This window comes from Nocardioides sp. NPDC127514, from assembly GCF_040302125.1.
GTDB lineage: Bacteria > Actinomycetota > Actinomycetes > Propionibacteriales > Nocardioidaceae > Nocardioides.
In genome coordinates, this window is record NZ_JBEORF010000023.1 from 1 (window position 1) to 25680 (window position 25680).

Genomic DNA, 25680 nt, shown 5'->3' on the forward strand with positions numbered 1-25680 from the left:
ACGGTCCGGGTCGGCATAGATCGCGACCGACCCGATCCCGGCGTCCTTGCATGCACGGATCACTCGAACCGCGATCTCACCGCGGTTGGCGATCAGCACCTTGGTCAATGGCTTGCTCAACGAGAACTCCTCGATCGTGACTGCTGGGACTCCGTCGTAACGATTGTCACACCTCGCTGAGCTGAGCGAGCGAGGAGGTTACTCGACGGTACACGGCATCGTCGACGAGCACGCCCGCATGCCGCAGGGCCAGCACGGCCGCTCCGGCCAGGCCGTCGGTCGCCACGACCGCCCCGGGAGCGACCCGCGCGGCGAAGTCGGGCTGCCGGGCCAGGACGCTCCCAGCCGCGACCAACGGCCCCTCGACCTCAGGCGTACGCACCGCCGCCAGCGTCTCCGCCAGCCCCGCGGCCGCCCGGTCGAGGATGCCCGCGGCAACCTCGTCACCGGCATCCGCCGCGGTGAAGACGAGCGAGGCGAAGTCGGCCAGCCGCAGCGGCGGCATCGCGTAGAGCGCCGCCGTCGCCGCGACGAGGGTCCCGGTCCGTCCGCCTTGTGGCCGTTCGTCCCGGACGGTGCCGAGCCGGTCGAGCAGCAGGCCGGTCAGCGCCGTGGTGGCGCCGCGCCCGTCGAGCGGCGCCAGCCCGGCACGTACGACCTCCCGGCCCAGCCAGAAGCCCGAGCCGACGTCCCCGAGCAGCCAGCCCAGTCCGTCCGAGATCCCCGCGAGCCGGCCGTCCTCGACCCGTACCGCCGACGCCCCCGTGCCAGAGAGCAGCACATAACCGTCCGGCGCCGCCGTCCCCGAGAAGTACGCAGCCAGCACATCGAAGTCGAAGACCGGCTCCACCGCGACCAGGTCGGAGAGAACGGCCACGATCGCGGCCCGGTGGCCGGCGTCGCCCGCCCCCGCCACCGCCAGGGCCGCGCCGGCGAGCTGACCGGCATTTGCGGAGGTCACAGCCTGTGTCACCGCCGCCCGGATCGCCGTCGTGGCAGCGTCGACACCGGCCGAGGTCGGGTTGCCGCTGCCGGCCTTGCCGATGCCTGTGCATCGGCCGTCTGAGGTGACCACGACGGCGCGAGTGCTGGTGCCTCCCGCGTCGAGTCCCAAGTAGTTGTCATTCATTGACACCGTTTCGTAACAGAAAACCATTGCCAGGCGTACTCTCTCCAAATAGTTTTCGAGCGCAGGCCTCGACATACGGTCGCGGCCGGAGTTTGCTAGGTGGGTGGACTAATTGACCAGAGACGTGTTCGGAGCCTTCGATGAGCAGGTTCGCACACGCCTGTCCGAGCTGCAGTCGATGGCGCAATCCGGTGGCCTCGACAAGGCGGTCGAGGCGATGGTCGGCAGCATCCGCAACGGCGGTGTGCTGCAGGCGTTCGGCACCGGCCACTCGCAGGCGTTCGCGATGGAGATCGCCGGACGGGCCGGTGGTCTGATCCCCACCCACGCCATCGCTCTGCGTGACACGGTCCTCAAGGGCGACCGGCCGGCGAGCGATCTCAAGGGCGGCCTCCTCGAGCGTGACACCAACATCGCCAACGAGCTCTGGGAGCTCCACGAGTTCCACCCGGAGGACGTCTTCCTGATCGCGTCCAACTCCGGTGTCAACGGCTCGATCGTCGGCATCGCGCTGCGGGCGAAGGAGGAGGGCCACACGGTGATCGCGGTGACCAGCCTCGAGCACACCAACGCGGTCACCCCCAAGCACCCCAGCGGCAAGCGCCTGGCCGAGATCGCCGACGTGGTGATCGACAACCTGGCTCCGTTCGGCGATGCCACCGTCCCGGTCGGCGACGGCGGCGTGCTCGCCGGTGCCGTCTCGTCCATCACGGCGGCCTACATCGCCCAGCTCCTGACCCTCGCCACCGCCGCGAGGATCGAGGAGACAGGCGAGACCCCGCCCCTCTACCTCTCCGCCAATATCCCGGGTGGCGATGAGCACAACGATGCGTTGAAGGCTCGCTACGGCGAACGCATCGGAAGCATGGCCTGAACACCCGTAATGAAGAAGTAACGAGGAAACCACCCGAAAGAAGGCAGCACGATGTCCCAGCAGCTTCACCGGCTCGACCGCCGGACCCTTCTGCGCGGCACCCTCGCCGGCGCGGCGCTCGTGTCGTTCTCTGGAGCGCTCGCCGCGTGTGGCGCGCCCGGTAGCGACACCGACAACTCCGGCGGTGGCACCAAGTCCGCGTCGAACCCGTTCGGCATGCCCAAGGACGGCACCGTCGACGCAGTGATCTTCGACGGTGGCTACGGCTACGACTACGTCGAGTTCGCCGCCGGCATCGTCGGCAAGGAGTTCGCTGACGCCGACCTCAAGGTCAGCGCCACCACCAAGATCGCCACGGAACTGCAGCCGCGCTTCGTCGGCGGTACGCCTCCGGACCTGATCGACAACTCGGGTGCGGACCTGATCGGCTTCAGCTCGATCGCCGCCCAGCTCGAGGAGCTCGACGACGTCTTCGAGGCGGACAGCTACGAGGGCGTCAAGATCGAGGACACCCTCTACCCGAACGTCAAGGTCCCCGGCACCTACAGCGACCGGTTCGTGGCGATCAACTACGTCATGACCCTCTACGGCGTGTGGTACTCCGCCTCGCTCTTCGAGGAGAACGGCTGGACCGCGCCGAAGACCTGGGACGAGGCGCTCGACCTGGGTGCCAAGGCCAAGGCCAAGAAGAAGTACCTCTGGACCTGGGGCAAGGAGGCGGCGACCTACTACCGCACCCTGGTGATCGACTCGGCGGCCAAGGAGGGCGGCGACGAGGTGCGCCTCGGGCTCGAGAACCTCGAGAAGGGCATCTGGTCCCACCAGGTCATCCAGGACATCCTCGGCAAGCTCGGCGAGATGGTCAGCCAGGACATGTTCATCCCGGGCGGCGCCGGCACCCAGTTCACCGCCGCGCAGGCCAAGTGGTCCAACGACCAGCAGGCGCTCCTCTACCCGAGCGGCGGCTGGATCGAGAACGAGATGAAGGACGCCACCAAGGAAGGGTTCGAGATGACCGGCATCCCGGAGTTCGTCCTCAGCGACAGCCCCGCGCTGCCGTACGAGGCCGTCCGTGCCGCGGCCGGCGAGGCGTTCATCGTCCCGAGCAAGGCGAAGAACCCGGCCGGTGGCAAGGAGATCCTGCGCGCCATGCTGTCGAAGGAGGCCGCGACCAACTTCGCCAAGACGAAGCTCGCGCCGACCATCGTCAAGGACACCATCCCTGCCGACGGGTTCGGCTCCGCGGCGCTGAAGTCGCAGAGCGCGATGCTCGACGCCGCTGGTGAGAACACCTTCAACTTCCAGTTCTACGACTACTACGGCACCAACGCCGACGAGCTCGTCGTGTGGAACTCGTTCCTCTCCGGCGACCTCGACGTCAAGGGCCTGACCAAGGCAGTCCAGGGCATCTTCGACAAGGTCGCCGACGACTCATCGATCGAGAAGCTCAAGGTTTCCTGACACCATGCCGGACCCATCCACCACGATGGCCCAGACGGCCGGCGGCCCCTCCGAGGAGAATCCTTGGGGGGCCGCCCCCGGCCGGCGCCGCCGCAAGCTCACCCTCGACCGGGCACTGTTCATGACGGTCTTCCTCGGCCTTCCGGTCGCGGTCTTCGTCATCTTCGTCGTGGTCCCGATCGGGCAGGCCCTCTTCTACTCGCTCACCGACTGGACCGGTTTCTCCCCGGTCATGAACTTCGTCGGCCTGGACAACTACGCCAAGCTGCTCGACGACGACACCTTCCTCAAGGCGCTGCGCAACAACGTACTGCTGACGATCGTGGTGCCGTTCGTGACTCTGGTCGCGGCGCTGGCGATCGCGGTGGTCGTGACCACCGCGGGTCCCAGCACCGGTCAGGTCCGAGGTCTGAACGGGTCCGGCTTCTACCGGGTCGTCTCGTTCTTCCCCTACGCCGTCCCGGCCGTCGTCATCGGTCTGCTCTGGGCTCAGGTCTACGACCCCGCCGCAGGCCTGCTCAACGGCATGCTCACCGGCGTCGGCCTCGACGGGTTCAAGGACTACGCCTGGCTAGGTGAGGTGCGTGCGGCGATGCCGGCCTCCATGTTCGTGATCATCTGGGCGAGCATCGGCTTCTACACCGTGCTCTTCGTGGCCGCCATCAAGGGCGTACCCGCGGAGATCTACGAGGCTGCGCGCATCGATGGTGCCGGTCGCTTCCGCACCGCCATCTCGATCACGCTGCCCTCGATCCGTGACAACGTGCAGACGGCCTACATCTATCTGGGGATCCTCACCCTCGATGCGTACGTCTTCATGGCGGCGCTCGCCCCTGGCGGCGGCCCTGCCAACAGCACGCTCACGATGAGCCAGCACCTGATGAACACCGCCTTCAAGAAGAGCCAGTTCGGCTACGCCACCTCGATGGGCGTGGTGCTCGCCCTGGTCACGCTGCTCTTCGCCGCCCTGGTCTTCGTCGTCTTCCACTTCGCCGGCGGCCGGGACAAGAAAGCCGAGGTACGACGATGAGCGAGCGCAAGCGAGCGAACATTGGATCTTTCATCGGGCCGCGTCCGTATTCTGGCGCTTGCGCTACGGAGGTGGCCCGATGAGTGCCGTCACTCTGGACAAGCCAGTCGCCACCCGCTCCGAAGGCGGGCGACGTACGCCCGGCGACGCCCTGGTCGCCGGCACCTCGCACACGATGCTGATCATCTGGTCGGTCATCGTCATCGTGCCCTTCTGCTGGGTGGTGCTCTCCTCGTTCAAGACGTCGAAGGAGATCCTCTCCTCGCCGTTCTCCCTGCCTGCGGAGTGGAACTTCGACAACTACGTCAGCGCCTGGACCAAGGCCGGCATCGGGACGTACTTCTTCAACACCGTCATCGTCGTCGGCACCGCCTTGGTGCTGGTGATGCTGCTGGGGGCGATGTGCGCCTACGTGCTGGCGCGGTTCGAGTTCTTCGGCCGCAGGGTCATCTACTACACGATGCTGGCTGGGCTGACCTTCCCGGTCTTCCTGGTCATCGTGCCGCTGTTCTTCGTGCTCCAGGGTTTCGGGCTGCTCAACACGCTGCCCGGGCTGATCCTGACGTACGTCGCCTACGCGCTGCCGTTCACCGTCTTCTTCCTCTACGCCTTCTTCAAGACGCTGCCCGACGACGTCTACGAGGCCGCGATGATGGACGGTGCGGGCGAGTGGCGCACGTTCTTCCAGATCATGCTGCCGATGGCCGCACCCGGGATGGCCGGCGTGGCGATCTTCAACTTCCTCGGGCTGTGGAACCAGTTCCTGCTGCCGGTGGCGCTCAACACCGACCGGAACAACTACGTGCTCACCCAGGGCATGGCGTCGTTCTCCTCCCAGGCGGGTTACAACGTCGACTTCGGCGCGCTCTTCGCCGGGGTGGTGCTGACCGTGCTTCCGGTGCTGGTCGTCTACCTGATCTTCCAGCGGAGAATCGCTGGGACGGTCTCGACGGGCACGTTCCGCTGACCCGGATCTGACCCAGATGTGACGCGGATCTCGCGCCCCAGGTTAATAAGCGCTAACCTGGGGCGCGTGACCGCTTTTCTCCAGCCCGAGCACGAAGAGCTGCGTGCTGTCGTCCGTGACTTCGCCCAGAAGGAGATCGCGCCCCATGCCTCGCAGTGGGACCGCGACCATCACTTCCCCGTCGACGTGGTCCACAAGATGGGTGAGCTGGGCCTGTTCGGCCTGACCGCCCCCGAGGCGTACGGCGGAGGCGAGGGTGACCTCGTCGCGCTCTGCGTCGCGATCGAGGAGCTCGGCCGTGTCGACCAGTCGATCGGGATCACGCTCGAGGCCGCCGTCGGTCTGGGGATCAACCCGATCCTCACCTACGGCACCGACGAGCAGAAGGAGCGCTGGCTCCCCGACCTCGTCGCGGGCAAGAAGCTGGCCGGGTTCGGGCTGACCGAGCCGGGTGCGGGCTCCGACGCCGGCGCGACCGCCACGAAGGCCGTCCTCGACGGCGAGGAGTGGGTCGTCGACGGCGCCAAGCAGTTCATCACCAACTCCGGCTCCTCGATCACCTCGGTCGTCACCGTCACCGCCCGCACCGGGACCCGTGACAACGGCAAGCCCGAGATCAGCACCATCATGATCCCCTCGGGCACGCCCGGGTTCACCGCCGAGAAGGCGTACGACAAGCTCGGCTGGCACGCCTCCGACACCCACCCGCTCTCCTTCGACGGCGCCCGGGTGCCGGCCGACCACCTCCTCGGTGAGCGTGGCCGCGGCTACGCCCAGTTCCTCGCCACCCTCGACGACGGCCGCGTCGCGATCGCCGCGCTCGCGGTCGGCTGCATCCAGGCCTGCCTCGACATGGCGCTCGAGTACGCGGGGGAGCGGCAGACCTTCGGTGGCCCGATCGGCCGCAAGCAGGGCGTCGCCTTCCAGATCGCCGACCTCGAGGTCATGCTGCGGGCCTCGCGGCTGCTGACGTACGAGGCAGCCGCCATGAAGTCCGGGCTGGACTCGGGCGCCGTGACGATGAAGGAGTTCAAGCAGGCGGCTGCCGCCGCCAAGCTGTACGCCACCGAGTCGGCCGTCACCGCGACCCGCATCGCCACCCAGGTCTTCGGTGGCTACGGGTTCATGGAGGAGTACCCGGTGGCCCGCTTCTACCGCGACGCGAAGATCCTGGAGATCGGCGAGGGCACCTCCGAGGTGCAGCGCATGCTGCTCGCCAGAGGTCTCGGCCTCCCCGTCGAGTAGGCGCGAATCTTACGGCACGCTGAACGAAACCCGCGAAGTAATCAAGAGCCATCTCACCATTGACCGTTTACTGTGGCCACATGGTGTTCGGGGGACAGCTGCTGGGAGGGCTGCGTCGCACCCGCCTCCTCGGGGAGGTGATCCGCTTCATGATGGTCGGCGGAATCGCGACAGCAGTCGCTTTCGTGCTGTTCAACGGACTGGTCCACGGCTTCTTCATGGGGTCGGGACCGATGAACGGTCAGCCGATCCCGGCCTACATCGTCGCCAACACGGTCGGCATGCTGATCAGCTACGACCTGAGTCGCCGTTGGACGTTCCGTCACCGCGTCTCCGACCATCCCGATGGCGGGTTCACGGCTTATGTCGTGATCAACGCGGTCACGATGCTGCTGCCGGTCGGGTGTCTCTACGTCACCCGTAGCGTGATCGGCTGGGACAGCGCGATCGCCGACAACCTCTCTGCCAACGTGGTCGGCGTGCTGCTGGGTCAGATCGCCCGGTTCTTCCTCTTCCGGAAGTTCGTCTTCGGCCGCCCCATCCGCTACACGCAGGTCTACGGCAGCGTGGAGGAGGAGGCCGCGGCGCTGGAGGCCGCGGCAGGCGGGACGGTGCTGATGGCGCCGGAACGCCGAGAGCCGGTCAGCGGTTCCACAGAGCAGGCCACGCATGACCGAGCCGGCTGAGCAGGTCGCGTAGCAGCGGGAGGCTGAGTCCGACCACGTTGTGGTGGTCGCCCTCGATCCCGGTGATGAAGGCCCCGCCGAGCCCGTCGATCGTGAATGCCCCGGCGACGTGCAGCGGCTCGCCGGTCGCGACGTACGCAGCGATCTCCTCGTCGCTCACGTCGGCGAAATGCACCGTCGTGGCAGCCGTCTGCGACACGTGCCGGCCGGTCGCGGTGTCGACCAGGGCATGCCCGGAGACGAGAACGCCGCTGCGCCCCCGCATCTCCCGCCAGCGCTGGGTCGCCTCCTCGGGGTCGTGCGGCTTCCCCAGGGGTTTCCCGTCCAGCTCGAGGACGCTGTCGCACCCCAGCACGAGCGCCCCTTCGGGCACCTCGGGACGGCCGGCGACCGCGTCCCGCTTGAGCTCGGCGAGCCCGAGCGCCAGCTCTGTCGGCGGTAGTCCATCGAGCTTGCTCTCGTCGACACCGGAGACGATCACCACAGGTTCGACGCCTGCGCTGCGCAGCGTCTGTAGCCGGGCAGGGGACTTGGAGGCAAGGACCAGCGTGGTCATGGCTCAACCCTAGGGGTAGTGGTCCTTTACCCCGGAGTCCGTCCCGACTAGGTTTCGCACATCCAACCCATCTCAATGAGGAGAAATCCGAAGTGACGGATTACCCGCCGCCCCCGCCCCAGCAGCCGTACGGTGCTGGCCCCGTGGGCGAAGTTTCGCTGAGCCAGCCGCTCCGCGGTGCGTCGCCCCGCGACGCCATCGTGCGCTTCTTCAAGAAGTACGCCTCCTTCGAGGGCCGCGCCAGCCGGTCCGAGTTCTGGTGGCCCTGGGGCGCTGCTGTGGTCGTCAACATGGCGATCAACCTGCTCCTCGGCGCCGACTCGACCGCCGGTTCCATCATCGGCGGCATCTTCGCGCTCGCCATCCTGGTCCCGTCCCTCTCGGTCGGTGCCCGACGCCTGCACGACACCGGCCGCTCCGGCTGGTGGCAGTTGCTCTGGCTCCTGCCGTGCATCGGCTGGATCGTGCTGATCGTCTTCTGGGCCCTCCCGGAGAAGGCCGAGGGCGACAAGTACAACGTCGCCTGACCGGCGGCTAACCACGAACGGCGATCAGTCTCTAGACTGATCGCCGCTCGGCCGAAGTGGTGGAATTGGCAGACACGCAGCACTTAGGATGCTGTGCTCCAGGGCGTGCGGGTTCAAGTCCCGCCTTCGGCACACAGAGTCCGGGTCCGACCCGGGGCGTCCCAGGGTCGATCCCCATGGACATTGGTCACCGGACCCTCAAGGATGGAAGAACACCACCCCATCCAGGAGAGGGATGAAGTCATGTCGTTCAAGGACAACGCGTCCAACTGGCGCGATGGCGTCCAGAAGGGCGTCGAGGGCGCCAAGCCCGCTGTTGCGGACGCCAAGGTGAAGTCAGCACCTCACCTTGTCACCGGCGGCGAGAAGACCGTCGAGAAGGCCGGCGAGTTCAAGGCTCAGATCGAGGCCAAGAGGGCTGCGATGGCGTCCGCACCCGACGCGGACACGCCCCGCAACCAGGCCCTGTCGGGTCTGCTCCAGGTCGGCGCGGCCGCCACCGACGTCGCCGCCCAGGCGGGCGAGTGGCTGATGGAGACCGGTGCCAAGTGGAGCGCCGGCGCCGGCCCCGTGGTCGTCGAGCCGCCGAAGGAGATCCCGGGGGAGGACGTACCTCCTCCGCCTGACTTCAAGAAGCCCGACGACCAGCAGTAGAGCTACGAGGCGAGGCCGAGGTCGCGGCGGAGCTTGGCGACGTGACCGGTCGCCTTGACGTTGTACTGCGCGACCTCGATCTTGCCCTCCTCGTCGACCACGAACGTCGAGCGGATCACGCCCTCGACGACCTTGCCGTAGAGCTTCTTCTCGCCGTAGGCGTCGTACGCCTTGTGGACCGAGAGGTCCTCGTCGGAGGCCAGGGTGATGGTGAGCCCGTCACGCTCGCGGAACTTCGCGAGCTTGGCGGGCTTGTCCTTGGATACACCGACGACCTCGTAGCCGGCGGCCTTCAGTGAGTCGATCGAGTCGGTGAAGTCGCAGGCCTGCTTGGTGCAGCCGGGGGTCATCGCGGCGGGGTAGAAGTAGACGATCACCTTGCGGCCGCGGAGGCTGCTGAGCGAGACCTCCGCGCCGGTGTCGTCGGGAAGAGTGAAGTCGGGGGCCACATCGCCCGGCTCGAGACGCGTCATGGAGCCAACCTAGCGAACATTCCCAGGCGAACCGCAGCGGTGGAGCACGCAGTGGACGTACGCCGGTTGCTAAGGTCTGCGCATGTCCAAGGACCAGACTTCCTCGCTCGAGTCCGAGATCGAAGAGATCCGTGAGCGGCTCGCAGGCACCATCGACGAGCTGATCTACCGGGGCAGCCCGAAGACGATCGTTCAGCGCCAGGTGGCGGCCATCAAGGCGGTCTACGTCGACCCGGTCTCCGGTGAGCCGAAGATGGGCAACATCGCGAAGACCGTCAGCGGGGTGGTGGGCACCGTCGTGCTCATGGCCACGCTGCGTAAGATCACCAAGGCCAACTGACCACTCCCCACCGGCAAGGCAACACGGACGTGACCGACAAGACCCCCATCAAGATGCTCCACGACCGGGTGCTGGTCGAGGTCGCGTCCGACGCCGGTGAGCGTCGCTCCTCGGGCGGCATCGTCATCCCGGCGACGGCCGCCATGGGCGCTGCCCGGCGGCTCACCTGGTCACGGGTGGTCGCCGTCGGTCCGCACGCACGGGCCGTCGAGATCGGTGACCGGGTGCTCTTCGACGCCGATGACAAGCCGGAGGTCGAGGTCGCCGGAGAGGTGTACGTCCTGATGCGGGAGCGCGACGTGCACGCGGTCGCGGCTGAGCGGATCGCTGACGAGTCGACCGGCTTGTACCTGTAACCCTGCCGAGTCGGCGGATCTGACCCCGTGTCTCGCGAAGCGAAGCGAGCGAGAGGGGTCGGATGCGCCGACTCGGCATTATCTTTTCGGTAGTGCGTTAAAGCGATGCGCCATCACGACGATGTTGCTGTCGTAGCTCGAGCCGTTCCAGTCGGTGCAGGTGATGATCACCAGCCGGCCGTCGCCGTGGTCCTGCCCGAAGAGGCGCTGGGCCTGCTCGGCCAGCTCCTTGCGGCTGAGCACCTCGACGGAGTCGACCTGGTGCTGGAAGGTCCCGTCCTTGGTGACGATGTCGACCTCCTGCCCCTCCTCGATGTGGTCGAGCTTGTTGAGGCTGCCGCCACCGGTGTGCATGGTGTGGCCGGTGACGACCGTCTGACCCTGCGCTGAGCCTGGCTTGGCGCTGCCGACCCACCAGCCGATCTCGCGCGGGTTGCGCGGCGGGTCGAGCACCTCGCCCTTGAGGCGGATCGGGACGACCCTCGCCTTCGTGTTCAGGCCGGGCAGCTCGAGGCGCTGCGGGGCGCCGGGCGGCACCTCCACCGTGGCGCTGCCGCTGGGCCACAAGAGCCCGGCCAGCACCATCGCGACAGCGAGCACGACCAGCGCGGTCCAGAGGCCACCCGCCGCCGCGGCGAGCCGCGGCGGCGAGTCAACAGAGGTGTCAGCCACGCCGCAACATGCGGACGTACGTCGCCACACCGGCGCCCGCGGCCGCAAGGAGCAGCAGGGTGACCAGAGCGATGCGTCCGGCGCTACCGTCGTCGTAGCTCTCCACACCGGCCGTCACGACGGTCGGGACCGAAGCCGGCGGGTTGGCCGCCTTCGGCGGGTTGTTGACGACCGTCTTCGTGACCGGGCTGTTCGGGCCACAGTGGCTGGTGCCGATGGTCAGGTGCGCCAGGCTGCTGCCGACGAACGCCTCGGCGGCCGGGAGGATCTTGGCGTCGAGCGCGGTCACCGTGATCGCGCCGGGGGACTTGTCCTGGGCATTGAGAGTGATGTCGAGGACGTTGTCCTCCAGCGGCGCGAGCTGCTCCTCGATCGAGGTCAGCAGTGTGTTGAGCACCTGCTTCTGCAGTTCGACGACGACGGGATCGATCGGCTGGAGCGCACCACCGAGACCGTTGGTCAGCTGGGTCCGCAGACCCTTGATAACGACATCGACCACGCCGGAGAGATCGGTGACGACCTTCTGGTTCACCGCGGGGTCGACGGGCAGGTCGACGAGGGTCTCCCGCTTGCCGCCGGGCAGGACCACGTAGGCGGACGAGTTGGCGATCGTGCTGTCGCCACGTGCGGTGTCGTCGTTGGCGGTGCAGTGGCTCTGCACGGCGCCGAGGTCCACGTAGATGCCGGCACCGTCCAACCCGTCGACCGCGGGGGCGAGGAGCTGGTCGAGCGCGCTGACGATCTGGCTCTGGAACGGCTTCAGGGCCTCCTGGACCTTGGCATCCATACCCTGGAACAGGTCGGACTGGATCACCTGCAGGTCGCCGAAGTCGAGGCTGGCTGCGTCGAGCTTGATGTTGTCGCCGCCGCTGAGGCAGTCGCCGGACCCGGCCGCGACCAGCGTCGCACCGTCGCCGGCGATGCCGGCGCAGGCGGCCGAGGTGGCGTTGCGCTTGGCGACCGCGTCCTGGGCCAGCGTGCCGACGTGGATGGCGTCCTGGCCACCGAGCGCGGTGACGATCGGCTCGTTGGTGCCCTTGGCCGACTCGCTGGAGCCGTCGTTGGTGACGGCATAGGTGCCCGAGTCGGTCGCTCCGGTGCCGGCCAGCTCGAGGCTCAGCGCGGTTGCGGACGCCTGCGACACCGTGGCGGCGCTCGCAGGTGCGGCTGACAAGGCAACCATGGCGGCTGCAGCCGCCACCGCGGCCCCCCGCGCGATGAGTGTTGTGCGCACGTGAATATCCCTCCCTTTGACGTTCGTCACACTCAACGGAGGAGGAGCCTCGTACGTTACGGGCTGGGGTATCGCTTCTGACCTGCGGAATCCGGGTGTCGCGTCAGCTGTCGCAGACCGTGCCGTCCTTGTCGCCGTCGCGGTACCAGGCGTACTCGGCGTCGCGGCCCTTCCGGTAGGGCCCGTAGCCCTCCGCGGTCGCCTTGGCGCAGGTGTCGAAGCGGGGATCCTCACCCGAGTCCGGGGCGGGGTCGCTCGGGGCAGGGTCGCTCTGGGCCGGGTCGCTCTGGGCCGGCCCGGCCAGGCGCACGGTGATCTCGGGGTTGTCGCAGCCGGCGGCGATGTCCTCGATCGCGGCCTTCTCCGCACGGTCGACGAAGAGGCTCCAGCGGATCTTCACGGCGACCCAGTCGGCGACGTACGTGCAGTGGTAGCTCGTGGCGTCGGGCATCCAGTCGGCCGGGTCCTGGTCGCCCTTGCTGCGGTTGGTCGCGGCGGTGACGGCGATGAGGGCGCGCGGGTCACCGAGGTCGTTCGCGTACGCCTCCCGCTGCTCGTCCGTCCACGCGTTGGCGCCGGACTCCCAGCCCTCCTTGAGCGCGACCATGTGGTCGATGTCGAGGCCGCCGGGGCGCTTGACGGTGACCCCGTCGTACGTGGAGAGCCATACGCCCCTGGAGACGTCGCACCTGCCGCGGGCCTTCTTCTTCGACTCCTCGAGGAGCACCTCGGTGCGGGCGTCCTGGCAGTCGCCGTCGGCGTCGACCCAGTGATTGAACTTCTCCCTCTCGTAGCCAGAGGCGACCTCCTTGGCGACGGGGAGCTTCGCGATGGCCTCGGTCAGCGGAAGGCTGACCTCCTCGCCGCTGTCGGCGCCGTATCCGGCTTGGACGGCGGTGTCCGGCTGGGAGACCTCGGCGCAGCCGGAGCAGAGGAGTACGACGGCGAGCAGGGTCGCCAGCGGGCGCAGCATGGGGTGACTCCAGAGATATGGGGGAAGAGCTCTGGGGAGCATCGGGGGGCGGCCCAACCCTGTCGGATCCCACGGCGGGCGGCACGCAGGCGCGCCGCCCAGAACCTGCACCCTTTCCAGCAAAACGAGCGCGTCCCGGGCCGAGGCTGGAGCCTTGGCCCGGGACGCGGGTGTCGCAGGTTCTACGACGGTCCTACCGGGGAGTCCTGATCAGCGGATCAGGCGTGCGACCGGCGCAGCAGGAACCACCGGGTGGCGGCAGCAGCGGCGACGAGCAGCACGAGCGCGCCTGCGGCGAACCCGCCCTTGGCGGCCGGGGACGAGAGCAGGTTGAGCTCGGCGTTGGCCGGGGCGTTGTCGGGCTTGGCCTGGACGCTCGTGTCCGGGTCGGACTTGTCGCCGGAGACGACGACGTCGACGTTCTTCTTGTCACCGCTGGCCGCAGCCTTCTCCTCGGCGGCGGTGAGGCCGTTGGTGCCGCAGGTGCTGGTGCCGATGGCGACCTTGGCAGCGGTCGGGGCGCCGACCTTCTTCACGGCGTCGAGGACGTTGATGTCCAGAGCGGACACCTCGAGCGACTTGGCGGTCTTGTCCTGCTTGTTCAGGGTGAGCTTGACCAGGTCGGTCTCGAGGCCCTTGAGCAGCACGGCGAGCTGCTCCTTGATGTGCTCGATCAGGTCGACGCGGATCGAGACGTCCAGGCCGGCGAGCCCGTCCCTGGTCTTCAGGCCCGACTGGAGCAGCGTGTCGACGCGGCCGAGGACGGCGTCGGTCACCGGGGAGAGGTCGGGAACGACCGTGGTGTTCTTCTTCGGGTTCGCCGGAAGGTCGGCGACCTTGATGTCGCCCTTGCCGGGGACGTTGACGGTGACGGCGGCGTTCTTGAGCTGGGTCTTGCCCTTGAACGTGGAGCCCTGCGCCATGCAGGTGCTCTCCGCGGCGTCGAGGTCGACACCGACCGAAAGGCCGCCGACCTTGGCGAGCACGCCGGAGACGACGGTCTGGACCAGGTCGTTGACCGGGCCGAGCTTGACGTGGACGTCCTTGCTCTCGTCGTTGAGCAGGTAGTCGGTGGTGGCACCCAGCTTCTGGAGGTCGAGCTCGGCGAGGTTCACCGTGACGGCCTCGCCCGGCTTCACGCAGCTGGAGCCGTCGCCGATGGCGACGAGGGTCGCGCCCTTGCCGGCCAGGGCCGAGCAGGCGCCGGAGTAGACGGTGCCGTTCTGGAGGGCGGCGGCCGCGTCCTGGGCGAAGACGCCGACCGAGAGCAGCTGCTGCTCGCCCGCGAGGAGCGGAAGAGCGGGCTTGTTGGTGCCCGAGTTGACGGTCTTCTTGCCGTTGTACGTGGCGGTGTAGCGACCGGTGTCGACCTTGACCTTGTCAGACACGTTGACGGTCAGAGCGACCGACGAGGCCTTGGCCTGGGGCTTCTCCGCCGCAGTCGCCGGGGCCGCGGTCACGGAAAGACCGATCATCGCGGTCGCCGCAGCAAGGGCGGCTCCGCGGACCGAGAGTGGGGAGCGCAAGTGACTTCTCCAATGGTGTTGATAACTGTCGATGACAGGGCACGACGAGTAGAAGTCAGCCTCTGCAGCCCCCCGGTTGCTGTGACTCGCCGTGACGAAGCGGGGAGTTTAGCCACGTCGGATCGCGGGTGCATAGGCGTACGAGACGGCCCGGATGGCCGTGAAATCGGCCGTAACTTCCCCGGCAACACGTCGTCTTCGAGCACCTGGTCGGACCCCTTGTTGATCTTCCTCATGATCGCTACCCGAACGTCTGAGACGCCTGGGCAAGTTGTGGTCGTCACGTTGTGCTCTCCGGTTCGGGAACAATGCACTGTAGGCATCTCCACAACCCGATCTGGCGCCAGTTTGTTAGGGTTACCTAACCAAAACCTTGCCGACTTTCTGACAGTGTGTCAGGATCTTTGCCGGACCGCCGATCGCTGCCGCCCGACCCTGACTGGAGGACACATGTCCGCCCTGCTCGCCGACGAGATGCACGACGCTCCACTCTCCGCGCTGATGCGCGAGGGCTCTCGGATCCAGCACACGGCCGCCGAGAGCTCCTCCTTCATGGAGGAGCTGCTGGCCGGCCGGGTCAACGAGCAGGGGTACGCCGACTATCTGCTGCGCCTGCGCAAGGTCTACGTCGCGCTCGAGACGGTCGGCCGCGACCTGGCCGCCACGGACGCCGTCGCCGAAGCCGTCCATGACGTCGCCCTGGAGCGCCTAGCCTCGATCGATGCCGACCTGGCCGTGTGGGCGCCCGGTGTCGACGGTGACGCCGTGGAGTCGGCGGCCGTCGATGCGTACGTCGCTCGGATCGAGGCCACTCGCGCCTGGGGCGGTCTCTACGCCGCCCACCACTACACGCGCTACCTCGGTGATCTCTCCGGTGGCCAGGCGATCGGCCGGCTGCTCGACCGGTTCTTCGAGCTCGACGGCGAGGGGGTGGCGTTCTACGAGTTCGCCGAGATCCCCAAGCCGAAGCCCTACAAGGACGGCTACCGCGCCCGCCTCGATGCGCTGCCCCTCGGCCCCGCGGAGAAGATCCGCATCGTCGAGGAGGTCCAGGTCGCCTTCGGTCTCAACCAGGCCCTCTTCGAGGAGCTCGGCGCTCGCCTCGACACTTATCGCAGGTGAACTAGGGTTCGCTCTCGTGCCCCGTATCGCCGCCGAGAACGTCCCCGAGCACCGCAGACTGGTGCGCGAACGGATCTTCGCGGCGTTCGCGGAGCTGATGGCCGAGGGCAGCTACGACGCCGTCAGCATGTCGAAGCTGGCACAGCGCGCGGAGATCGGACGCACCGCGATCTACCACCACTTCAAGGACCGCGACGCGGTGATGGTCGCGTTCGCGACCCACGAGACCTCGGAGTACGTCGCGTCCCTCCAGGCTCAGCTCGCCGCGAGCGATCAGCCTGCCGAACGGCTGCGGATCTACGTACGCAACCACCTCACCCTCGGCGAGAAGTTCCACATGGGCTTCGGCCCCCAGGTCTACGGCGGGCTCCCCGAGGAGGCTCGCCAGGAGATCCGTGAGCACGTCGTCGCCGTCGAGCAGGTCCTCGCCGAGATCCTCGAGCAGGGTGCCGAGGAGGGCGTCTTCGCCGTCTCCGACATCGACGCCACCCTCGCCCTCGTCCACGCCGTCCTGGGCACCCGCAACCTTCCGGCTGAGCGGATCGAGGAGTTCGTCCTCCGCGCCGTCGGCGCCCTGTGAGTCGCGCGCGCAGGTAGGTCGGCTAGCCCTGCGGCAGGCCGACGCTGTTCCTCTGGAAGTCGATCAGCCGTTCGTTCTCGTAGGTGATGCGGTCTTCAGTGCCCTCGAGCTCGCGGAACATCGCCTTCAGGGTGCGGATCCCGTCGGGCGACTGGCGCACGATGAGCTCTGCCAGCTCGAGAGCGACCGCCTCGGCTTGGTTGGCAGGGGCCGTACGCAGGGCCAGGCCCGTCGCGACGGCCTCGTCCGCCCCGACCGGGCGCCCGGTGTAGATCAGCTCCTTCGCGCGGGAGAGGCCGACGAGCTGGGTCAGGCGGGCCGGGCCGACCGGAACGCCCAGCCGGGCGCCGGCCCAGGCGAGCTTCAGGTTGTCCCCGGCCACGCGCAGGTCGCAGCCGGCGATGATCTCGGCGCCGGCGCCCACGCAGTTGCCGACGCAGACGGCGATCGTCGGCACGGGCACCTGCTCGACGAGCCGGTAGAGCTCCGCGAATGCCTCCATCCGGGCGACTCCGCCTGCCGCGTCCAGGGATTCGGTGACGTCCGCGCCTGCACAGAAGGCGTCGGCGGATGTCGTCGAGAGCACCACTGCGCGAACCTCGCCGTCATCGGAGAGTTCTCTCAAGGCGTCGTTGAACAGGCGGAGCGTCGGGGTGTCGAGGGCGTTTCTCTTCTCGGGACGGTTGAGCCGGAGGATCTCGACGTCTCCGCGCCGCTCCCGCACGAGGCTGGTCATGGCCTGTCCACGAAGATGTCGTACTCCAGGTCGCCGGTCCCGCCGTACTTTGAGAAGTCCGTGACTCCAGCGTCCCGGAGCACGTCGACGTCGAGGAACGAGTTGCCGGTGCACTCGCGCGAGGGACGCCCCAGGATCTCCACCGCGGCGTCGGCGACGATCTCGGGCGTACGCGACCTCTCCACCGCTGCGTCTCCGCCGAGGAGGTTCTGCACCGCGGCCGTGGCGATGAGGGTCTCGGGCCACAGGCAGTTGGCGGCGATGCCGTGCTCGGCGTACTCCGCCGCCCAGCTGAGCGTCAGCAGACTCATGCCATACTTCGCCAGGGTGTACGCCGGGTGTGCGCCGAGCCACTGCGGCGCGAGGTTGATCGGCGGCGAGAGCGACAGGATGTGCGGGTTGGCCGATGCGCGCAGGTGGGGAAGCGACTTGCTGGTGAGCAGGTACGTCCCGCGCAGCTGGATCTGCGTCATCAGGTCGAAGCGCTTCATCGGCAGGTCCTCGGTGCCGTCGAGCGCGATCGCGGAGGCGTTGTTGAGCACGATGTCGATGCCGCCGAACCGCTCGACGGTCTGTGCGACGGCGTTCTCCACCGAGGCCTCGTCACGGACGTCGCCGACCACTGCCAGCGCCTGCCCGCCCGCTTCCTCGATCTCCGCAGCGGCCGTGTGAACGGTGCCGGGGAGGCGTGGGTCGGGTGTGTCCGTCTTCGCCAGCAGCGTGACGTTGGCTCCCAGCCTGGCTGCGGCGATGCCCACGGCCAGGCCGATGCCGCGGCTGCCGCCCGACATGATGATGGTGCGTCCAGAAAGGCTCATGCCCGGGGACGTTACAGATCCTCTGCGGCTGTGGCAATGATGTAAATAACACATCGTCTGCGGATGCGGGATTCATGTAAGATCCGCAGCGATGTCACCGACCCATGCCGATGCGAACGCCCTTCGCCCTGTGTCCGCCCGTTCGGCGCTCCTGGGTCTGCTCATGAGCGCCGAGGTGCCGACGTTGTCCGCCCGCGAGCTCGTCGCAGGAGGCCGTCTGGTCGGCTTCTCGGAGACGACGGTCCGGGTCGCGCTCTCCCGCATGGTCGCCGCCGACGACCTGGTCCGAACTGCGGAGGGGCGGTACCGGCTCTCCGAGAGGCTGAGCCACCGCCAGCGCCGGCAGGAGGCGGCGATCCATGTGCAGACCGGCGCCTGGGACGGTGACTGGGACATGGTCGTGGTGACCGCCACCGGCCGCTCCGCCGCCGACAGGGCGAGCCTCCGGGCGACGCTCACCGACCTCCGTCTGGCCGAGCTGCGTGAGGGCGTGTGGGTACGCCCCGCGAACCTCGACCTCGAGTGGTCCGATGAGCTCGCCGGTCTGTGCGAGCGGCTGACGATGCGGCCCACGACCGACCCCGCGGAGCTTGCCGGCCGGCTGTGGGACCTGGCCGGCTGGGCCGACCGCGCGCGCGAGCTGCTGGCGGCCACCGACACCGACGACCCGGTGCTGCGGTTCACCGCCTGCGCCACCTCCGTACGCCACCTGCTCGCGGATCCCGTCCTGCCCGACGAGCTGCTACCCGCGGACTGGCCGGGTGCCGCGCTGCGCAAGGCGCACCTCGACTACAAGGACTGGCTGATCGACACTCGTCGAGCGCTCACCGAGCGCATCTCCTGAGCGTACGAGCGTGATCGGATGTCGCGGTGGCGCGGTAGCCAGCGGGATACGATCCACAGGTTGAAGTACGCCACGGATGGTCGTCCGCCGGCGAAACGTCAGGGATTGCGGGGGAGACGTGAACACTTCTGAGGCCTTGCTCGCTCATTCATCAGATGGCCGCACCTTCGTGTACGTCGGGCAGGAGACCTTTGCCGTCGTTCCGGGCGACATCGTGGTTCTGACCACCGAGGACAGCGAGGTGCTCGGTCAGGTTCTGGACTGCAACGACCCGGCCGTGCTGGATGACGGTGGGTCCGGCATCCTGCTCGGTCCGCTCGACGAGACCGGCGTACCACGTCCGGAGCGCCGTCAGCCGTTTCGCAACGCCCGGCTCTCCGCGCCCAGCGCACGGCACCTCGAGCGACTGCAGCAGGTCTCCGGGGCCACGCTGGAGGTCGGCACGTGGCGGTCCGCCGGACACGAGGTCCCCGGTCGGCTGAGGGCTGGCGCCTTCAACCGGCACACCTTTCTGTGCGGCCAGAGCGGCTCCGGCAAGACCTATGCGCTCGGGGCGATGCTGGAGCGGTTGATCTTGAACACCGAGCTCCGGGTCGTCGTGCTCGACCCGAACGCCGACTTCGTCAGCCTCGGCGAACCGCGTGCTGACGCGCCGACGGAAGTTGCCGATCGCCTGTCCGCGACGGCGGTGCGGGTTCTGGGTGCAGACACGACCGACTACGAGCCGCTCAGGCTGCGTTTCTCCACGATGTCGCGCCGAGCCCAGGCGGCGTTGCTCGAGCTCGATCCGATGCGCGATCGCGAGGAGTACAACCTCTTGATCCACCGCATGGACGAGATGGCCTCGTCCGACCTGCAGCAGGTGATCCGCAAGCTCTTGGTGGGTGCCCCGGACGAGCGCGCACTCGGTCAGCGGATCGAGAACCTGGGCCTCGACCGCTGGGAGGTCTGGGCCGGCGAGCTGCGGTCCGCTGCCGAGATCGTGTCGTCGGGGAGCCGAGCGACGGTGCTCGACCTGAGTGGTTTCGAGGATCCGCACGAGCCGATGGCGGTCAGCCTCGACCTCGTCGAGCGCTTGTGGGCGGAACGCACCAGCCGGGTTCCCACCTTGATCGTGATCGACGAGGCCCACAACCTGTGCCCGGTGGACGCTTCAGGCGCGTTGCAACAGGCGCTGGTGGACCGCATCGTGCAGATCGCGGCCGAGGGTCGGAAGTACGGGCTGTGGCTGGTGCTCTCGACCCAGCGACCCGACAAGATTCATCAGCAGGTCGTATCGCAGTGCGACAACCTCGTGCTCATGCGGATGAACTCGCCCGGTGACGTCGCCGCCGTTGCTCACCTCTTCGGCTTCGCGCCCTCGGCCATGCTGCGTACCGCGCCGTTCTTCCAGCAGGGCGAGGCGCTCTTCGCCGGACGCTTCGTGGCAACGCCGTCGTTCTTCCGGATGGGTGCGCGATTCACGAAGGAGGGAGGCACGGACGTGGCGGTTCCCGTCGCCGCTCCGTGACTCACCTGATCGGTTCGCCGACCAGCTGCCAGCCCGCCGCAGACGTACGCCGCTGCCAGAAGTCCCGGTAGCGGCCTCCGGCCGCGAGCAGGTCGGCGTGACTGCCGCGCTCGGCGATCCGGCCGCCGTCGAGGACGAGGATCTGGTCGGCCGCCGTCACCGTCTGGAGCCGGTGGGCGATGACGATGACGGTGCGGTCGGCCGCCAGGGCGGTCAGCGCCTCCTGCACCGCCGCCTCGTTCTCGGCGTCGAGAGCCGCGGTGGCCTCGTCGAGGAGGACCACGGAGGCGTCCTTGAGGAGCGCCCGGCAGATCGCGACCCGCTGGCGCTCGCCGCCGGACAACGTGGAGCCGGCCTCACCGACGCGGGTGTCCCAGCCGTGCGGAAGGCGGGCGACGATGTCGTCGACGCGGGCCAGCCGCGCGGCCTCGTCCAGTCTGGCCGGGTCGGCGTCAGGGGCGGCGAGCAGGACGTTGTCCCGCAGGGTGCCCTCGAAGAGGTAGACGTCCTGGAAGACGATGGACACCTCGGCCATCAGCGCCTCGGTCCCCAGATCGCGTACGTCGACACCACCGACCCGCACCGACCCGGAGGTGACGTCGTGGAACCGGGCGGCCAGCCGGAGCAGGGTCGACTTCCCGGATCCGGAGGGCCCGACGATCGCGGTGAGCGAGCGGGCCGGGGCGGTGAAGGACACCCCGTCCAGCACCGGGGTGGAGCCGTCGTAGGAGAAGGAGACGTCGGTCATCTCCACGGCGCCGTCACGCGGGGTGCCGGGGACGGACGGCTCGGGGAGCGGGGCGGTCTCGAGCAGGTCCAGGATCCGGCGCAGGGACCCCTGGGCGATCCGCAGCGCGCTGGAGAGCTCGCCGAGGTCGACCATCGACTCCACGAACCGCACGCTGAGCACCAGCAGACCGATCGCGGTCGCGGCGGCGAGGGTGCCGCCGAGGACGAGCTGGACCGAGAGGGCGACCACCACGGTGAGCAGCGCCTGGACGGCGAGGAGCTGTAGTCCGCGACCACCGAAGCCGGTCACCAGCATCCGCTGGCTGGCCGCCCGCTGGGCGGCGAAGGCATCCTCGACCAGCTCGTTGCCATGGACGGTGCGGCCGAAGACCCGCAAGGCCTGCTGGTTGAGCGCGAACTCCACCACCCGCGCCGAGCCGTTGGCCATCGCGGCGTCGTAGCCGGCCTCGGAACGCCCGATGATCACGCTCAGCAGGCGGGTCGCGGCGAAGACCAGGACCACGCCGGCCAGCAGCGCCACCCCGAGCCGCCACTCCATGACCAGCAGTGCGGCGACCACGGTGACCGGGCTGATCACGGCCGAGGTCATCGGCCGGAGCAGGTGGCCGGGGATCGAGGAGATGTCGGCCGCGCCCTTGGACGCCATCCGGCCGACCATCCCGGTGCGGTCGGCGTCGTACCACCCCAGCGGCAGCCGGGCGACGTGCTCCCCGAGCCGGGCCAGGGTGCGGTCGAGGAGGTCGCAGGCCAGGTCGTAGCCGGCCAGGTCGGCGAGGGCGAGCAGGACGTGGTGGGCGACCAGCAGCCCCAGGAGCACCGCCGCCCACACGGTCACCCCGTCCCAGTCCTGAGCGAAGAGCGCGACCAGCAGCGGCACCAGTGCGGCGAAGGCGAGCCCCTGGAGGATCCCGGTGGCGACGAAGGTGGCGACCACTCGCAGCAGCCGGCGGCGGCCGTCGTGGTCGAGGAGGGTGCTGAGCATGCGTACGACGGAGATCATCGGGCCACCTCGGTGGTCTGGGTGTGGACGGGTTCCAGGTGGGCACGCTGGTCGGCCTGCCACAGCCGCGCGTAGAGGCCGTCGGCGGCGAGCAGCTCGGCATGGGTGCCGGACTCGGCGACCAGGCCGGAGTCGAGGACGACGATCCGGTCGGCGCCGGTGATCGTGGAGAGCCGGTGGGCGATGACGAGCAGGGTACGCCCGGAGACCAGCCGGGAGAGCGCCTGCTGCACCTGCGCCTCGGACTCCGGGTCGGCCGCCGCGGTGGCCTCGTCGAGGACCAGAACCGGGGTGTCGGCCAGGATCGCCCGGGCGATCGCGACCCGCTGCCGCTCGCCTCCCGACAGCAGCGCGTCTTCGCCGACCACCGAGTCCAGTCCGCGCGGCAGGGCGTCGAGACGGTCCAGGATCTGCGCCGCGGACGCGGCATGACGTACGTCCTGGTCGGAGGCGTCGGGGCGGGCCAGCCGGATGTTGTCGCGGACGCTGGTACGCAGCAGTGAGGTTTCCTGGAAGACGAACGAGACCCGCTCGTAGAGCTGCTCGCTGGTCAGGGTGCGCAGGTCGCAGCCGCCGAGGGTGATCGACCCGAGAGTGGGGTCCGCGAAGCGGGGGAGGAGCCTCGCCAGGGTCGACTTGCCCGACCCCGACGGGCCGACGAGCGCGGTCACCGTGCCGGGTTCGAGGGTCAGCGAGATCCCGTCGAGCACGAGCCTGCCGCCCGGCGTGTAGGCGAAGCCGACCCCACGCAGCTCGACGCGGCCGCCCTCCGGGCTCGCGACGGTCGTCGGGGCTGCCAGCTCCGGGGTGTCCAACAGCTCCTGGATCCGCCGCGCGGCACCGGTCGCCTCGCGCAGCTCGCGACCGGCGTACCCGGCCACGGTCACCGGTGCTGTCATCGTCAGCCCCAGCACCAGGAACGGGACCAGGTCGATCGCGGCGAGGTCGCCGCCGCGCACCAGCAGCGAGCCGACGACGGCGACGAGCGCGAGGGCGAGCACCGGGGTCAGGGCGAGCTCCATCACCAGCATCCCGAGCGCGGAGTGCCGCATCCAGTCGCGGTTGAACCCGCCGAAGCGGCCCGCGACCTCGGTGAACCGGCGGTGCGTACGGCCCTCCCGGCCGAAGGTCTTGACCACCGTGATCCCGTTGACCAGCTCCACGGCGGCCGAGCCGAGCTCGGCCAGCCCGCGGTCGTACGTCTGGTAGAGCTCGCTCGCGCCGCGCATCGAGATCCGCAGGCCGATGATGCCGGCGACGAGCGGGACGCAGGTGACCAGCGCCATCGTGACATCGACCGAGAGCAAGTACGCCGCCACGGTGAGCGGGAGCGTGATGGCGGCGGTCAGCTCCATCGCCGAGTGCGCGACCAGGTGGTGCAGCGCGGCCACGTCGTCCTGGACCGCCTTCTTCACCTGCCCCGAGGAGCGCTCGGTGAACCAGGCCAACGGCACCCTCCCGAGGCGGGCGACCAGGCTGCGCCGAAGCAGCACCGAGAGGTCCAGGTCCGCGGCGTGGGAGAGCCAGGAGGCGGTCAGGATCGTCGCCAGCCGTACGCCGAGCGCGGCCAGGCTCACCTGGACGACCAGCCAGGCGCGGTCGGCGTCGACGCTGCCGCCGCTGGTGGCCGGTAACAGGATCCGGGCCAGTTCGACGATGCCGATCATCGGCACCAGCCCGGCGACCGTGGACACCACGGTCAGAGCAATACAGGCGAGAAGGCGGCCGCGTACGGGCCGGAGGATATCGCTCAGTGGCGAGGCCATCAGGGCATGTCCTTGTCCAGTGGAAAGGTCGAGGTCCGAGAAGCCTGATCAGGCTGGCCGACGGCCACCTCGGCGCTCCACGAACTCATCCGCGCCTAGAATCAGGAATCATTCTCATTTTGACATGATGGGTCGTCGGGAGGAAGTCGCCACGCCCAGGATCCGGAGTGGTCGAGATCGGGCAGAAGGCGGGCCCGGTCGGACGCATTGGCGGGCATGTAGATGGTTACCGTGCTGGGTGCCGACGGAGCCGTCTGGGTGACTTCGTCCGTGGCTTTCTCAGGGCTGTGAGGTTCAGGGCCGGTCGCAGGCAGTGACACCACGATGCGTGCCGCCGGTGCCGTGGCCTCGGGGCTGCTCCGGGGTCGCGGTCATATTTTCGAGCGGCGAATGATCCTGAACCGCATTCCTTACGCGTCGGGCGTCGAGAGCCTGAAATGCAAGAAACTCCCGACCGAAACCGCTGGTCAGGAGCCTTGTTTGGTACGCCATGTAGGACTTGAACCTACAACCCGCTGATAAATCCGAGCCACCGTGTACGGCGACATGTTGAGCGTGGGGAGTGGTCCTGCATGGTTCGGTTCTTTGTGGTTGGTGCGGGGTGTCGAGCGGCATTCCTTACGCGATTCCTTACGCCTCTGATGCCCTGGTCCCGGGCGGCTCCCGGCCTCATCCTCGGCCTGCTAGCTCTCAAGCGGGTTGGTAGCGAGTTGGCAGGAGTAAGCGCTAAGTCTTCCCGAGATTGGGCCCCATCGGCGGGGGTTCGGGGCTTGCCCCTGACGTTCGAATGCCTACGCCTGCTCGACTCGGCGAGGGCTGGAGAGCGTGCGCCGCCACGGCTGCCCCCGACCTCGTCCTCAGCCAAAGAACTGGGTCACGGAGGTGGTGGAAGGGAGATACCGAACTTGTCGAGTGCGTCGAGTCCCAAGTAGAGGATGAGGAAGATGACGCCGGCAACGAGCCACACCATTCGAGCGCGGTCCATGGCCTCGACCTCGTGCCAGAGGTGCCAGATGAGCCAGCCGACCAAGACGAGCCCGACGAGGGCGGCGATGGGGAGGGCGATTGGGAGGAAGCTGGCGATCTGGTCGACGGCGGTTGCCACGGGCGGCAGGGTATCGGCATGAGGGCTGGTCGCGGTTGAGGGTTTCGAGATGCTGCGCCTCGAGCTGAGTTGAGCGCTTGGTCTACGGATTGGGTGCTCTTCTTCATTTGCGCGCCACGTAGGGGGACCGGCCGCCGGGCCGCACGCCCCCGGGGGCTGCCTTGAGTCCGTAGAGAAAGTTCTCACGGTGTACGCCGACGCGGTCAACTGATCTGCGACAGCGGCACAGCGTGTCTAGTGACGGTCGTCTGACTCTGGATCGTGCCAGAGGTGTCCGACAGGCTTCGGGATCCCGGCCGCCTGGTTCGCCTGGGAGTCGTGGCGGTAGTCGTACTCCCACGGCATCAGCCGACCGATGCGGCTCGCGACTGTCTGGAAGTCGGGACCGGGGCTGTAGGAAGCCACGACTCGCCGCACGGCCGCCTCGAGCTCGTCTGGTGACCATGACCGCATGAGCCAGAGTCCCGTGATGGGCATGATGTTTCCGCCGGGGAGCACCTCGTCTTCGTCCCAATGGTCGAGGTCGTACAGCTGGGCAAGGCGGTTCGGGGAACAGACGAAGAAGTCGAAGGAGTCGGTGAGGTCGTCGCCGGCCTCTCCGATCAACGCCTGCGCCCTCATGGCGAAGTCGTCCGACCCAAGCGGCGGCTTCGGTTCCGAGTACAACGGGTAGTAGTAGATCTCCTGCACCTCGAGGACGACACCTGCAGCCATAGCCCCAAGTCTTCCGCAAGGGGCTCCGCGAT

28 protein-coding genes and 1 tRNA gene are annotated in these 25680 nt (G+C 68.4%); 15 read left to right on the forward strand and 14 right to left on the reverse strand.

Features of this window, described 5'->3' with window-relative positions:
* Positions 1-135, reverse strand: a 135-nt coding sequence (locus tag ABTX24_RS18530) for a biotin carboxylase N-terminal domain-containing protein (RefSeq protein ID WP_502891098.1), incomplete at its 3' end; no start/stop codon positions are given.
* A 31-nt stretch (positions 136-166) separates the two neighbouring features.
* A complete protein-coding gene (locus ABTX24_RS18535; protein ID WP_350841580.1) occupies positions 167-1129 on the reverse strand; it encodes an N-acetylglucosamine kinase in 963 nt (320 codons plus the stop codon).
* Positions 1130-1253: 124 nt separating this feature from the next.
* On the opposite strand from ABTX24_RS18535, the gene ABTX24_RS18540 reads away from it, so the two are divergent.
* The 6 genes from ABTX24_RS18540 (at position 1254) to ABTX24_RS18565 (ending at position 7392) form a co-directional block, all read left to right on the forward strand.
* Complete coding sequence (locus tag ABTX24_RS18540; protein ID WP_350841769.1) at positions 1254-2003, forward strand: sugar isomerase domain-containing protein; 750 nt, start codon at positions 1254-1256, stop codon at positions 2001-2003.
* Between the two features lie 51 nt (positions 2004-2054).
* Positions 2055-3464 carry an N-acetylglucosamine/diacetylchitobiose ABC transporter substrate-binding protein gene (gene ngcE / locus ABTX24_RS18545; RefSeq protein ID WP_160025197.1) on the forward strand — a complete coding sequence of 470 codons (1410 nt, stop codon included), beginning with the start codon at positions 2055-2057 and terminating at the stop codon, positions 3462-3464.
* Positions 3465-3468: 4 nt separating this feature from the next.
* Positions 3469-4494, forward strand: a complete 1026-nt coding sequence (locus ABTX24_RS18550) for a carbohydrate ABC transporter permease (RefSeq protein ID WP_160025196.1) — start codon at positions 3469-3471, stop codon at positions 4492-4494.
* Positions 4495-4573: 79 nt separating this feature from the next.
* Complete coding sequence (locus ABTX24_RS18555; protein WP_160025195.1) at positions 4574-5461, forward strand: carbohydrate ABC transporter permease; 888 nt, start codon at positions 4574-4576, stop codon at positions 5459-5461.
* Positions 5462-5527: 66 nt separating this feature from the next.
* On the forward strand, positions 5528-6706 hold the full coding sequence (locus tag ABTX24_RS18560) for an acyl-CoA dehydrogenase family protein (RefSeq protein WP_350841582.1): 1179 nt from the start codon (positions 5528-5530) through the stop codon (positions 6704-6706).
* Positions 6707-6786: 80 nt separating this feature from the next.
* Positions 6787-7392 carry a GtrA family protein gene (locus ABTX24_RS18565; RefSeq protein ID WP_350841584.1) on the forward strand — a complete coding sequence of 202 codons (606 nt, stop codon included), beginning with the start codon at positions 6787-6789 and terminating at the stop codon, positions 7390-7392.
* On the opposite strand, the gene ABTX24_RS18570 is transcribed toward ABTX24_RS18565, so the two are convergent.
* Positions 7349-7948 carry a Maf family protein gene (locus ABTX24_RS18570; RefSeq protein WP_350841586.1) on the reverse strand — a complete coding sequence of 200 codons (600 nt, stop codon included), beginning with the start codon at positions 7946-7948 and terminating at the stop codon, positions 7349-7351. The two genes, ABTX24_RS18565 and ABTX24_RS18570, sit on opposite strands and share 44 nt — an antisense overlap.
* Positions 7949-8091: 143 nt before the next feature.
* Between ABTX24_RS18570 and ABTX24_RS18575 the strand changes: the two genes are divergently transcribed.
* The 3 genes from ABTX24_RS18575 to ABTX24_RS18585 all read left to right on the forward strand — a co-directional run bounded on the left by ABTX24_RS18575 (position 8092) and on the right by ABTX24_RS18585 (position 9129).
* Positions 8092-8475 carry a DUF805 domain-containing protein gene (locus ABTX24_RS18575; RefSeq protein WP_350841588.1) on the forward strand — a complete coding sequence of 128 codons (384 nt, stop codon included), beginning with the start codon at positions 8092-8094 and terminating at the stop codon, positions 8473-8475.
* A 50-nt stretch (positions 8476-8525) separates the two neighbouring features.
* Positions 8526-8607: transfer RNA gene (locus ABTX24_RS18580), tRNA-Leu, on the forward strand.
* Between the two features lie 111 nt (positions 8608-8718).
* The gene (locus ABTX24_RS18585) at positions 8719-9129 is read left to right on the forward strand and encodes a hypothetical protein (RefSeq protein WP_160025191.1); all 411 of its coding nucleotides are present in this window, start codon (positions 8719-8721) and stop codon (positions 9127-9129) included.
* A gap of 2 nt (positions 9130-9131) precedes the next feature.
* On the opposite strand, the gene bcp is transcribed toward ABTX24_RS18585, so the two are convergent.
* Positions 9132-9602 carry a thioredoxin-dependent thiol peroxidase gene (bcp, locus tag ABTX24_RS18590; protein WP_141806014.1) on the reverse strand — a complete coding sequence of 157 codons (471 nt, stop codon included), beginning with the start codon at positions 9600-9602 and terminating at the stop codon, positions 9132-9134.
* Between the two features lie 82 nt (positions 9603-9684).
* Here bcp and ABTX24_RS18595 point away from each other — a divergent pair, with 82 nt between their 5' ends.
* The gene (locus tag ABTX24_RS18595) at positions 9685-9942 is read left to right on the forward strand and encodes a DUF3618 domain-containing protein (RefSeq protein WP_350841590.1); all 258 of its coding nucleotides are present in this window, start codon (positions 9685-9687) and stop codon (positions 9940-9942) included.
* 29 nt (positions 9943-9971) lie between these two features.
* Entirely contained in the window at positions 9972-10298 is a 327-nt protein-coding gene (locus tag ABTX24_RS18600; RefSeq protein WP_457165442.1) for a GroES family chaperonin, read from the forward strand.
* Positions 10299-10376: 78 nt separating this feature from the next.
* On the opposite strand, the gene ABTX24_RS18605 is transcribed toward ABTX24_RS18600, so the two are convergent.
* The 4 genes from ABTX24_RS18605 to ABTX24_RS18620 all read right to left on the reverse strand — a co-directional run bounded on the left by ABTX24_RS18605 (position 10377) and on the right by ABTX24_RS18620 (position 14703).
* Positions 10377-10970 (reverse strand): class F sortase, encoded by a 594-nt coding sequence (locus ABTX24_RS18605; protein WP_350841592.1) that lies wholly within the window; start codon positions 10968-10970, stop codon positions 10377-10379.
* Positions 10963-12204: a hypothetical protein gene (locus tag ABTX24_RS18610; RefSeq protein ID WP_350841594.1), complete on the reverse strand. Its 1242-nt coding sequence runs from the start codon at positions 12202-12204 to the stop codon at positions 10963-10965. The genes ABTX24_RS18605 and ABTX24_RS18610 overlap by 8 nt, the downstream gene beginning before the upstream one ends.
* A 103-nt stretch (positions 12205-12307) precedes the next feature.
* Complete coding sequence (locus ABTX24_RS18615) at positions 12308-13177, reverse strand: GmrSD restriction endonuclease domain-containing protein (RefSeq protein ID WP_350841596.1); 870 nt, start codon at positions 13175-13177, stop codon at positions 12308-12310.
* Positions 13178-13395: 218 nt separating this feature from the next.
* Positions 13396-14703: a hypothetical protein gene (locus tag ABTX24_RS18620; RefSeq protein WP_160025185.1), complete on the reverse strand. Its 1308-nt coding sequence runs from the start codon at positions 14701-14703 to the stop codon at positions 13396-13398.
* A 450-nt stretch (positions 14704-15153) separates the two neighbouring features.
* Between ABTX24_RS18620 and ABTX24_RS18625 the strand changes: the two genes are divergently transcribed.
* Entirely contained in the window at positions 15154-15825 is a 672-nt protein-coding gene (locus ABTX24_RS18625) for a biliverdin-producing heme oxygenase (RefSeq protein ID WP_350841598.1), read from the forward strand.
* Between the two features lie 16 nt (positions 15826-15841).
* Positions 15842-16405, forward strand: a complete 564-nt coding sequence (locus ABTX24_RS18630; RefSeq protein WP_350841599.1) for a TetR/AcrR family transcriptional regulator — start codon at positions 15842-15844, stop codon at positions 16403-16405.
* Positions 16406-16427: 22 nt separating this feature from the next.
* On the opposite strand, the gene ABTX24_RS18635 is transcribed toward ABTX24_RS18630, so the two are convergent.
* Both ABTX24_RS18635 and ABTX24_RS18640 read right to left on the reverse strand, forming a co-directional pair.
* Complete coding sequence (locus ABTX24_RS18635; RefSeq protein WP_350841601.1) at positions 16428-17141, reverse strand: enoyl-CoA hydratase/isomerase family protein; 714 nt, start codon at positions 17139-17141, stop codon at positions 16428-16430.
* Positions 17138-17959 (reverse strand): SDR family oxidoreductase, encoded by an 822-nt coding sequence (locus ABTX24_RS18640; protein ID WP_160025181.1) that lies wholly within the window; start codon positions 17957-17959, stop codon positions 17138-17140. Before ABTX24_RS18640 ends, ABTX24_RS18635 begins: the two co-directional genes overlap by 4 nt.
* Positions 17960-18050: 91 nt before the next feature.
* Between ABTX24_RS18640 and ABTX24_RS18645 the strand changes: the two genes are divergently transcribed.
* Positions 18051-18803, forward strand: a complete 753-nt coding sequence (locus tag ABTX24_RS18645) for a PaaX family transcriptional regulator C-terminal domain-containing protein (RefSeq protein ID WP_350841603.1) — start codon at positions 18051-18053, stop codon at positions 18801-18803.
* A gap of 118 nt (positions 18804-18921) precedes the next feature.
* Positions 18922-20313, forward strand: coding sequence for an ATP-binding protein (locus ABTX24_RS18650; protein ID WP_350841605.1), 1392 nt, complete (start codon positions 18922-18924; stop codon positions 20311-20313).
* A gap of 1 nt (position 20314) precedes the next feature.
* On the opposite strand, the gene ABTX24_RS18655 is transcribed toward ABTX24_RS18650, so the two are convergent.
* From ABTX24_RS18655 to ABTX24_RS18670, 4 genes are all read right to left on the reverse strand, one after another.
* Positions 20315-22063 carry an ABC transporter ATP-binding protein gene (locus ABTX24_RS18655; RefSeq protein WP_350841607.1) on the reverse strand — a complete coding sequence of 583 codons (1749 nt, stop codon included), beginning with the start codon at positions 22061-22063 and terminating at the stop codon, positions 20315-20317.
* The gene (locus ABTX24_RS18660; RefSeq protein WP_350841609.1) at positions 22060-23829 is read right to left on the reverse strand and encodes an ABC transporter ATP-binding protein; all 1770 of its coding nucleotides are present in this window, start codon (positions 23827-23829) and stop codon (positions 22060-22062) included. Before ABTX24_RS18660 ends, ABTX24_RS18655 begins: the two co-directional genes overlap by 4 nt.
* Positions 23830-24703: 874 nt before the next feature.
* The gene (locus ABTX24_RS18665; protein WP_350841611.1) at positions 24704-24934 is read right to left on the reverse strand and encodes a hypothetical protein; all 231 of its coding nucleotides are present in this window, start codon (positions 24932-24934) and stop codon (positions 24704-24706) included.
* Positions 24935-25168: 234 nt separating this feature from the next.
* Positions 25169-25648, reverse strand: coding sequence for an Imm8 family immunity protein (locus ABTX24_RS18670; protein ID WP_350841613.1), 480 nt, complete (start codon positions 25646-25648; stop codon positions 25169-25171).
* Between the last annotated feature and the right edge of the window lie 32 nt (positions 25649-25680).